At 53.7% G+C, this 9,252-nt stretch carries 8 protein-coding genes; 1 reads left to right on the top strand and 7 read right to left on the bottom strand.

The features are described from left to right. Positions 1 to 300: 300 nt before the first annotated feature. From AB3X86_RS37165 to AB3X86_RS37135, 7 genes are all read right to left on the bottom strand, one after another. Positions 301 to 777, bottom strand: coding sequence for an Lrp/AsnC family transcriptional regulator (locus tag AB3X86_RS37165; protein WP_368599784.1), 477 nt, complete (start codon positions 775 to 777; stop codon positions 301 to 303). Between the two features lie 267 nt (positions 778 to 1,044). Next, on the bottom strand, positions 1,045 to 1,824 hold the full coding sequence (locus AB3X86_RS37160) for an ABC transporter ATP-binding protein (protein ID WP_368599783.1): 780 nt from the start codon (positions 1,822 to 1,824) through the stop codon (positions 1,045 to 1,047). 15 nt (positions 1,825 to 1,839) lie between these two features. After that, entirely contained in the window at positions 1,840 to 2,553 is a 714-nt protein-coding gene (locus AB3X86_RS37155; RefSeq protein WP_368599782.1) for an ABC transporter permease, read from the bottom strand. Further along, positions 2,550 to 3,239, bottom strand: coding sequence for an ABC transporter permease (locus AB3X86_RS37150; protein ID WP_368599781.1), 690 nt, complete (start codon positions 3,237 to 3,239; stop codon positions 2,550 to 2,552). The genes AB3X86_RS37155 and AB3X86_RS37150 overlap by 4 nt, the downstream gene beginning before the upstream one ends. A 27-nt stretch (positions 3,240 to 3,266) precedes the next feature. Continuing rightward, the gene (locus AB3X86_RS37145; RefSeq protein ID WP_368599780.1) at positions 3,267 to 4,355 is read right to left on the bottom strand and encodes a succinylglutamate desuccinylase/aspartoacylase family protein; all 1,089 of its coding nucleotides are present in this window, start codon (positions 4,353 to 4,355) and stop codon (positions 3,267 to 3,269) included. Between the two features lie 207 nt (positions 4,356 to 4,562). Then, entirely contained in the window at positions 4,563 to 5,333 is a 771-nt protein-coding gene (locus AB3X86_RS37140; protein ID WP_368599779.1) for an ABC transporter substrate-binding protein, read from the bottom strand. A gap of 250 nt (positions 5,334 to 5,583) precedes the next feature. Next, positions 5,584 to 6,525 (bottom strand): IS5 family transposase, encoded by a 942-nt coding sequence (locus tag AB3X86_RS37135; RefSeq protein WP_368599778.1) that lies wholly within the window; start codon positions 6,523 to 6,525, stop codon positions 5,584 to 5,586. Positions 6,526 to 7,941: 1,416 nt separating this feature from the next. Here AB3X86_RS37135 and AB3X86_RS37130 point away from each other — a divergent pair. Beyond that, complete coding sequence (locus tag AB3X86_RS37130; RefSeq protein WP_368599777.1) at positions 7,942 to 9,048, top strand: S-(hydroxymethyl)glutathione dehydrogenase/class III alcohol dehydrogenase; 1,107 nt, start codon at positions 7,942 to 7,944, stop codon at positions 9,046 to 9,048. Positions 9,049 to 9,252 lie beyond the last annotated feature (204 nt).

The following is a 9,252-nucleotide window of genomic DNA, read 5'->3' as shown; positions in this document are numbered from 1 at the left end:
AACATCGACTCGGTATAGCCGTCCGCTCCGCGCATCGCTTCAGTCTCAGTGTTGTCCGGTTCTTTGTTTCAACGTTTACCCCTCCCGCGCGGATGACGTGCGTGGGAGGTATTTCAACAGCGTGCTAAATCCTGATTCAAAAGAGTTACGCAAATCATGACATCACCAAAGCGCGCAACTTGATTTCAGCAGGCACGACGCTCATAAATACGCGGAGAGGCACGCAAAACATATCGCTTAAGCCACTTAAACCTCGTTCGATTTGTATGCGACTTATTGACCAACTTTCAGGTCGACGCGTTAATCAACCGTGACCGATTGCACAGGCAAACTAAATCCTGCTTTAACGCGATCCATAACAACCATTGTCTTGAATGATCTTATGTCCGGGTTTTCGTAGAAAAAGCGCCTTGTGAAGAGCTCGTAGTCTTCCATATTGTTTGCAGTCACCACCAGAACAAAGTCGGCGTCTCCGGTAACGTAGAACCCGCTCATTACCTCAGACGTGTCGCAGATCGACTGCTTGAAGCGATCAACGATATCGGCCCGCTCGCGCTCCAGGGAGACGAGAACCAGCATCGTAACATTCCTGCCGATCGCTTTCGGAGACACGATTGATACGTCTGCTTCAATTACACCGTCGGACCTCATCCGCTTCAGTCGACGTTGGACGCCTGTTGCGGACAACCCGACTCTTTCCCCGAGCTCCTCGCTCGTCAGCCGATTGTTTTTCTGAACAAGTTCAAGAATGTGAGCGTCAATTCTGTCTAAAAACATGGCCACCACCGTGTTCTATCCCTGAGCAGTCCAGGAGATCGCTATTGCAGTCTTCCTGAATCCGGATAATCCATCAGCGCGACACCGCATCTAGCTGCAGCTTCCATGCTGCATTCTCTCCCCGAACTATGGTGAACGGTCAACGGCGACTCGCTGTGCACCACCACTGCACTGCGTCTATCTTGCGCCCCCTTGGTAGCGCCTAAAAGCAACAATACTGAGGGGGGACGAGACATATTATCAAGAAGCGTTTAGCATCCCGCAGTGCTATTTCAGGCTGCCCGACAGGAACTGCTTCAGGCGCTCAGTCCGCGTGTTACCAAAAACCTCGGCAGGCGCCCCCTCTTCCTCAACGCGCCCCAGATGCAGGAACATCACATGGTTGGAGACGTTGCGCGCAAAGCCCATCTCGTGCGTGACGACAATCATCGTGCGGCCTTCTTCGGCCAGCTTCTGCATCACCTTCAGCACTTCGCCGACGAGCTCCGGATCGAGGGCCGACGTCGGCTCGTCGAACAGCATCACGTCCGGATGCATCGCAAGCGCACGCGCTATCGCGACGCGCTGCTGCTGCCCGCCGGAGAGATGCGATGGATATTGCTTCTCAACGCGTGGGGCTAGTCCGACTTTCTCGAGATACTCTCGCGCACGCTCCTCGGCTTCGCGCCTTGAAAGCTTTAACACGTGCATTGGCGCTTCAATCACGTTTTCAATAACATTCATATGCGCCCACAGATTGAAGTGCTGGAACACCATTGCGAGTTTCGTGCGCACACTGCGTAGCTGCGCACTATCACTCGCCTTGAGGGTACCGGTCTTGTCTCTATGTGTCCGCACTTCCTCGCCATCGATGAAGATGTGCCCCGCGTTTGGCTGCTCGAGAAAATTGATACAACGAAGCATCGTGCTCTTTCCCGATCCGGATGACCCGATGACGCTGATCACGTCGCCCGCGTTTGCGCGCAGTGAGACACCCTTCAGGACTTCGATGCTACCGTACTGCTTATGCAGATCTTCGACAAATACCTTGTGATTCTGTGTTTTCATGATGTCGTTCGTAAATCATGTACCCTGTGGGCGGAGATAGGCCAACCAGTGATGCTCGGCGCGACGGAACATCCCAACCAGTGCAAATGAGATTGCCAGGTAAAGGAGCGCCGCGGTGCCAAACGCCTCGAATGACATATATGTTTCCGAATTGACATCGCGCGCAATCTTAAGGAGGTCCGGCACCGTTGCTGTAAAGGCCACAGACGTTGAGTGCAGCATCACGATTACCTCATTAGTGTACAGAGGTAGAGAACGACGCAATGCGGATGGCAGAATTACCCGCCTGTACATTGTTAGCGTACTCATTCCATATGCTCGCGCAGCTTCGATTTCGCCGAACGAGGTGGCCTTGATCGCGCCTGCAAAGATCTCCGTCGTATACGCACAGGTATTGAGCGCGAAAGCGAGGAGCGTGCAATTCATCCCGTTGCGGAAGAATGCGTCAAGAAGCGGCTCACCTCGCACGACCTGCAGACTGTAGATCCCCGTGTAGCAAAGCAGCAGCTGCAGGTAGAGTGGCGTGCCACGGAATGCGTAGGTGTAGAGCCAAACCACTTTAGAAAGCCATCTCCGCTTTGAGACGCGGGCAACGGCAAGCGGGACTGACAGACAAAATCCGACACCCACTGATACAACCAGAAGCCACAACGTAACGATAACGCCCGTGAAGCGATACCCATCGCTGTATAGATAGTTTCTCCAGTACTCCTGAATAACTTCTATCATAGTTCCGCTCTCCGGACGCCTGTTGAATAACGCTTCTCGAGCCAAGTCAAGATAAGATTCGAAAACGTCGTAATGAGGAGATAAACGCCCCCCGCAATAAGGGTGAAGAAGAAGAAACGCAGCGTGCCTTTGCCTGCATCCTGGGACGCCTTCACGACGTCGACCAGCCCGATGATCGACACAAGTGCCGTCGACTTGACAAGCACCTGCCAGTTGTTTCCGATGCCGGGCAACGCAAAGCGCATCATCTGAGGAAACATGATTCGCCGGAATACCTGCCAACCGGGCATGCCATAGGCGCTGCCGGCCTCTAGCTGACCGCGCGGAACAGCTAGAAACGCAGCCCGAAAGGTTTCGGTAAAATATGCGCCGTAGATGAAGCCGAGCACAAACACGCCGGCTGCGAATGGGTCGATGTTGATCTGATTCCAGGCCAACGCGTCGGTCAATTGGTTCAGCCAGATTTGCAGGCTATAAAAGAGCAAAAGCATCAGCACGAGATCTGGCACACCTCGAACGAGCGTCGTATAGGCCGTACTAACGCGATACGTGAAGCGGTTCTTTGACACTTTCGCCGCTGCGCCGAACAGTCCCAGTACAAACGACAATGTCAGCGACAACAGCGATAGCTTAATGGTCTGCGAAGTGCCCGCGAGAATTATCGGGCCGTAGCCTTGTAAGAACATAATCGGTCTCCAACTGCATTGCTTCAACTAAACGGCTGGCCTTCCTGTTACCCGTCCAATCTCAGCCCCGGCCGTCACGAACCGGATGGCACGACGCATGTAGAAAACGCCCCGAGTCCGGCTCTTTACTGTAGTTGTCCTCTCATCCAAAGGATCAACAATGTCGAACAGAGGATCCCCCTCCTCCACGAGAGTTCCAACTTTCGCGAGATACACGACTATGCCACTATGAGGAGCATGGTATTCCTCTCTTGAGTCCCACAACGTCGCCGGGTGCAACAACGGTGGCAACGGCTTTACCTCGCCTTCAATCACCCCCTGGTACGTTAAATAATCTACGATTGCATCGGCATCCTTTCTGGCGTAAGCATAAGATACGTCTCGCTCGCCTCTGAGCTCCACCGTAGCAGCAACCGAGCCATCAGGGATGGGTTTCGAAACGCGACATTGACTTCGGATTTCGTTCCAGAAACCACCAATCGTTTCGTCGAATGTTCCGCCCTCGAATTCATCGCCCAAAAGCTGGGTAGTAGATCCGAGATACCGTGCAAGAGGCTCTATCTGGCGCCATCCAGAGGTATTCGTATAGATATGAACGTCCGCCTCGAGTGAACAGTGAAGATCCAGAACGATATCTGCATCACAGGCCAGCTTCAAAAGTGTCAATTGTAGTGAATCGAATTCCGTCGCGGGTACTTCAAGGTCGATGCTGTCCCTGAGAACTGACCGGATTAGATTCAGGTTACCCGCACTGTCATTGGAAAGAAGTTGCTTTATTCTGGATACCAGATTTCCCAACGGATAAAACCGACGATTGAAATTTCGAGCTGTATTCATCTCGAAACACCCCAGGAATTGTCCAAGCAGGTGCTGATTCAGGCTGATTGGATTAGCCACGGGGACCAATGTAATCTCACCCTTAATTTTTCCGGCTTTTTCCAGCTCGATAAAACTCTCCTGGAGCATTACACTCACCAGCATTGCCGGTATCTCGTCGGCATGCAGCGATGATTGAAGATACACCTTCTTTTCGGCTGGCTCACCAAACGTTAAGGCCACGAGCTCGCGTTGGGTCCCAACAGCGGGCGAGACCAGGGGGAATTTATGTCTCTTCATAGCTACCGACCACCTTTCAGTATTCTGCAGGAACAGAGGAGTGCGAGACAGTACTCTACGTTTCATCATCAAGCACTGTCGTCGCACTCGACCTCACCGAGAGTCATTGCACCGTTTGAAATGTTAACCGGCAATGCTCGTCGCACGAACGCTCACCCCCGCCGGCTGACGCATCTCGATACATTGCCAAAATTACCAAAAAATCGATCAACCACCGTAGGGGTTGAATTCGAAATACTTTTTTGCGATTCTCGAATACGTCCCGTCCACCAACATCCCCTCAATAGCTTTATTTATTTTATTTGTTAGCTCAATATCGCTTTTTCTCAAGCCAATGCCGGCCCCGTTACTCGAGTAGATATCTCCCCCTGAAAACTGGAAGTCCTTTCCATTCTTAGTCTTCAGGAGACCATATTCCGTCGTTACCGCATCCTGAAATACCCCATCTAGTCTCCCCGAAATCAGATCAGCGTAGACCTGATCCTGAATTTGGTAGGACACAACGATCGCGCCGGCAGGCTCCCAATTTTTCTTTGCATACGTCTCCTGGATTGAACCCTGCTGAACCCCGATCTTCTTACCTTTCAATGACGCAGGGGTCGGCTCCAAACCTGAGCCCTTTCGCACGACCAGGCGATTTGGCGTCTTGTACAACCTGACCGAAAAATCTATTTGCTGACGCCGCTTCTCGGTCATCGACATCGAAGACAAGATGGCATCGAACTTTTTCGCTGCGAGTGCTGGAATCAGGCCATCAAATTCATTCTCCACCCATACGCACTTCGCATGAAGGCGCGCACATATCTCCGATCCAAGATCGATGTCAAATCCAACAAGTGCGCCATCCGGCGTCTTTGATTCAAACGGCGGAGAAGTAGGATCCACCCCAAATCTGATCGTCGACCAATCGTCAGCAGACGCGGCACCCGAACAGCATGCGATCGCCGCCGACACAGCCCAGAAAATCATCTTCTTCATCAATGCACCCATTCAGATTTGATATCCAACGTAAAAATTGATCCCGCCTGTGAAGTCAATATTCAACCTCTCCCCTCAGGCACTTTTTAATCGCGTGTTAAGGAAGCTCTGCAGAAGTCGTTTTCGTAGCGGCGATTTTCCACACGCATCGCAGTCTGAACGGCGACGACATTCCTTGTGCGGAGATCGCCCGGTACAGTCACCAGTCGGAGGCTGTACCGGTGAAACATATGCCCGCACCGGCTCCATCTTAAGCGTTTCGCAAAGCTCTGCGCGCCATCCACAAATTGCTCAAAGCGAACAACGTGGTGATCTGGGCAGTGTTTTTCATCAAACCGCGATAGCGGGTCTTCGCATAGCCGAACTGCCGCTTGATGACTCGAAACGGGTGCTCAACCTCGGCACGGATACCGGCCTTGAGCCGCTCGATCTGATCGTATATCGCGTCCAGAGGATTACTCAGGTCCAGTAGTCTGCGCTTGCCCGGTCTCATCGCAACATGCCAACGAGCTGCGTCGGCCTCACAATGCTTTTCGATTCCCTGATACCCGGCGTCAGCGTAGACATCCGTCTCCTTGCCGTGCAGCAACGCCTGGGCAACGGTGGTGTCGTGCACATTGGCCGCCGTTCCAATGACTGTATGAACCAGTCCGGAGTCTGCGTCGACGCCGATGTGCGATTTCATTCCGAAATACCAGTTGCCGCCTTTCTGCGTCGAGTGCATTTCCGGATCCCGGGTGCCGGATCCGTTCTTTGTCGAACTGGGCGCGGCAATCAGGGTGGCGTCGACTGCGGATCCAGCCTTTAGCATCAAGCCCTTCTCCGTCAGGATCTCATTGACCAGTGCGAGCATTTGCGCGGCCAGCCCATGTGTTTCAAGCAGATGGCGGAACCGGAGAATCGTGCTTTCATCCGGCAAACGCACCATGCCCGCGAACTCGCGATACAGCGGCACGTCGTACAGCGCCTCTTCCATTGCAGGGTCCGACAGACCGAACCACTGCTGCATAAAATGAATTTGCAGCATCGTCGCGATCGGAAAAGGCGGCCGTCCGGTTTTGCCTGCCGGATAGTGCGGCTCGATCAGCGCAATCAGCTTCGACCAAGGCACGACACGCCGCATCTCATCGAGAAATTCCCTCTTGCGCGTGCGCTTGGTTGACAGATCCAGGTCAAGACCCAACTGCGACATTACTCTTCTCCTCAACTAATTCGCGATGCTTCCAGGATAGCTGAACGGGGCGTCAATGCCAGGACTTTTGCAGACCTTCCTTAACTCTTTTCCCCGGCAGAACCATCTCTCCCGAGATCAGGTGATGACCTCCATTCCACTAACGTGTCTCCGCTCTTCGACATCAGTCTATGTTTGCAAACCTCGACAGTGCGCCCTCCTCAAGCCTGCTTCGAACGATCTCCACAAAAACGGTCTACATCGTCTGCATTGTTAAATAATGCAAACGCCACGCGGATTCCGCCACGTTCCGGCAACGCTCAAGCGTCATTGAGGGCGAAGTAGATCGCCCTGTACGCTGTTTAACATCGGCGCCTGATACGCAGAGTCGAGATACAACATGCGTTTGGTGACAGGAAATTGGCGTCGAATGGTATTGACCTGGTCCGAACTCATAGCGCGTCTCTTCAAAAAATCTATTGATAGTTCGGAAGCGGGTCGAGGATGCATGCATCTCGCTGGATTCACTTCAGAGCCATGTCAGTCACTCACCGCCGACTTAATACTGTTTCCAACCATCTTGGCGATAGTTCGCCCCATCTCAATGAACGTAGCGGCCACAAGAACAGGCGCAATCTGTAGGGCCGGGATACCTCACAGCGGGAGGATGGCCGCGACTACCACGATCGACGCACTAGGATTCCGGCAGCAAACGAGCCGGCAATCTGCGCTATCTCGTTGCTCGGACGCACCAGTGACTCGAGAGTCACAGTTGCGCGTACGCCACTCCCTCCGCCAAGCCATCACGATTGCTTCACGGTATCCCGATTTTTGGTTCTCAAAATCCCATTGTCAAGGACATGAAAACACCTAGGTTCAGGTCGTCCTTGATGCTCCCAACCAGCAAAGGGTGGATTATTTACCTGATTTGTCGATGCTTTTTTTCAAGCAGGTCGATCTCTTGGGCCACTAGCTCACGGGAAAACCCCTATCCTGACTAGGTGGAGAAGCATATTTTTGTTCCGAATTTTGGCACTCTCCGTGACGCGCAATCCCGGCGCTCGGGCAAGATGGCCGGCCCGGACGGATGCGCCGTGCAGGAGTCACCGCTTCGGAGCGGACAGAGGAATTTTTGAACGATGGCACCTGAGTGAATTGACTTAGCGGCCCGCATGACAGGCATCAGTGCGACAAGTTGCAATACATGCATAGCGTGTCGGCTGACCGGGAAAAGACGACCGCATGATCCATGGAATTTTCCCCTGTAACTCAGTACACACGGACTCCGTTAGGTTGATGACAATTGTCTCGGCACAGCCACCATGGAGTACTTGGCCAACATGCACTGGTTTTAAGCCAATTTCGAGAGGCTCTGGCCAGCAAGTCAGTTCGTTGCCACATCATTCTCGTAACCAGTTTCGCTTGGAACGAGAAATCATGGAGACAAAAGCAGCTGTTGCATGGAAGGCTGGTGCGCCGCTCACTATTGAAGAGGTGGACCTCGAAGGTCCTCGCGCCGGCGAAGTGCTGATCGAAGTAAAAGCAACCGGCATCTGCCATACCGACTACTACACCCTCTCCGGCGCCGGCCCTGAGGGCATCTTCCCGGCGATCCTGGGACACGAGGGCGCGGGTGTTGTTGTGGACGTCGGACCGGGAGTCGGCAGGCTGAGGAAAGGAGACCACGTCATTCCCTTGTACACACCCGAGTGTCGCCAGTGCAAGTTCTGTCTCTCGCGCAAAACCAATCTTTGCCAGGCCATCCGCTCGACGCAAGGCAAGGGTTTGATGCCCGATGCGACATCGCGCTTCTCCCTCGACGGCAAGCCGCTGTTCTACTACATGGGCACGTCGACGTTCTCGAACTACATCGTTGTGCCGGAAATCGCGGTCGCAAAGGTGCGTGAGGATGCACCGCTCGACAAGATTTGCTACATCGGCTGCGGCGTGACAACCGGCATCGGCGCAGTCGTGTATTCGGCGAAGGTCGAAGCAGGCGCGAATGTCGTGGTGTTCGGACTCGGCGGCATCGGACTGAATGTGATTCAGGGCGCGAAGATGGTGGGTGCCGACAAGATTATCGGCGTGGACATCAACCCGGGTCGCGTCGAGCTGGCGAAGAAGTTCGGTATGACGCACTTCGTTAATCCGAAGGAAGTCGAGAACCTCGTCGACCACATCGTTCAATTGACCGACGTCGGCGCCGACTACTCCTTTGAGTGTGTGGGCAACACGCAGCTGATGCGCCAGGCGCTCGAGTGCACCCACAAGGGCTGGGGCCAGTCGTTCGTCATCGGTGTGGCGGTAGCGGGCGAAGAGATCGGCACGCGGCCGTTCCAACTCGTAACAGGTCGCGAATGGAAAGGCTCCGCGTTTGGTGGTGCACGAGGCCGAACCGATGTGCCGAAGATTGTCGACTGGTACATGGAAGGCAAGATAAACATCGACGACCTCATCACGCACCATCTCAAGCTCGACCAGATTAACGAGGGCTTCGACCTCATGAAGAAGGGCGAATCCATCCGTTCCGTCGTCATCTATTGAGTATGTCGGCCATGTCCTCATCGACGTGACCATCCAGATTCGCTGCGGCTCCATCTCATCAACTTTATCGACCTTAAGGCAAAGCTGATCAAGTCCACCGCATAGCTACTTGGAGCGTTATAGATCGGAGTGGATAAGGAAGGCAGAACAAGATGAAGCGGCAGACGCTGGCGATGGCAGCTGACGAAGGTGCGGGTTTGGAGA

Source organism: Paraburkholderia sp. BR14374, assembly GCF_040948685.1.
Classification (GTDB): Bacteria; Pseudomonadota; Gammaproteobacteria; order Burkholderiales; family Burkholderiaceae; genus Paraburkholderia; species Paraburkholderia youngii.
This window is presented reverse-complemented; position numbering and strand designations above follow the sequence as displayed.

Excerpts from the sequence above, each read along its gene's own strand:
- AB3X86_RS37165 (WP_368599784.1), bottom strand. The coding sequence starts at position 777 with ATGTTTTTAGACAGAATTGACGCTCACATTCTTGAACTTGTTCAGAAA.
- AB3X86_RS37160 (WP_368599783.1), bottom strand. The coding sequence starts at position 1,824 with ATGAAAACACAGAATCACAAGGTATTTGTCGAAGATCTGCATAAGCAG.
- AB3X86_RS37155 (WP_368599782.1), bottom strand. The coding sequence starts at position 2,553 with ATGATAGAAGTTATTCAGGAGTACTGGAGAAACTATCTATACAGCGAT.
- AB3X86_RS37150 (WP_368599781.1), bottom strand. The coding sequence starts at position 3,239 with ATGTTCTTACAAGGCTACGGCCCGATAATTCTCGCGGGCACTTCGCAG.
- AB3X86_RS37145 (WP_368599780.1), bottom strand. The coding sequence starts at position 4,355 with ATGAAGAGACATAAATTCCCCCTGGTCTCGCCCGCTGTTGGGACCCAA.
- AB3X86_RS37140 (WP_368599779.1), bottom strand. The coding sequence starts at position 5,333 with ATGAAGAAGATGATTTTCTGGGCTGTGTCGGCGGCGATCGCATGCTGT.
- AB3X86_RS37135 (WP_368599778.1), bottom strand. The coding sequence starts at position 6,525 with ATGTCGCAGTTGGGTCTTGACCTGGATCTGTCAACCAAGCGCACGCGC.
- AB3X86_RS37130 (WP_368599777.1), top strand. The coding sequence starts at position 7,942 with ATGGAGACAAAAGCAGCTGTTGCATGGAAGGCTGGTGCGCCGCTCACT.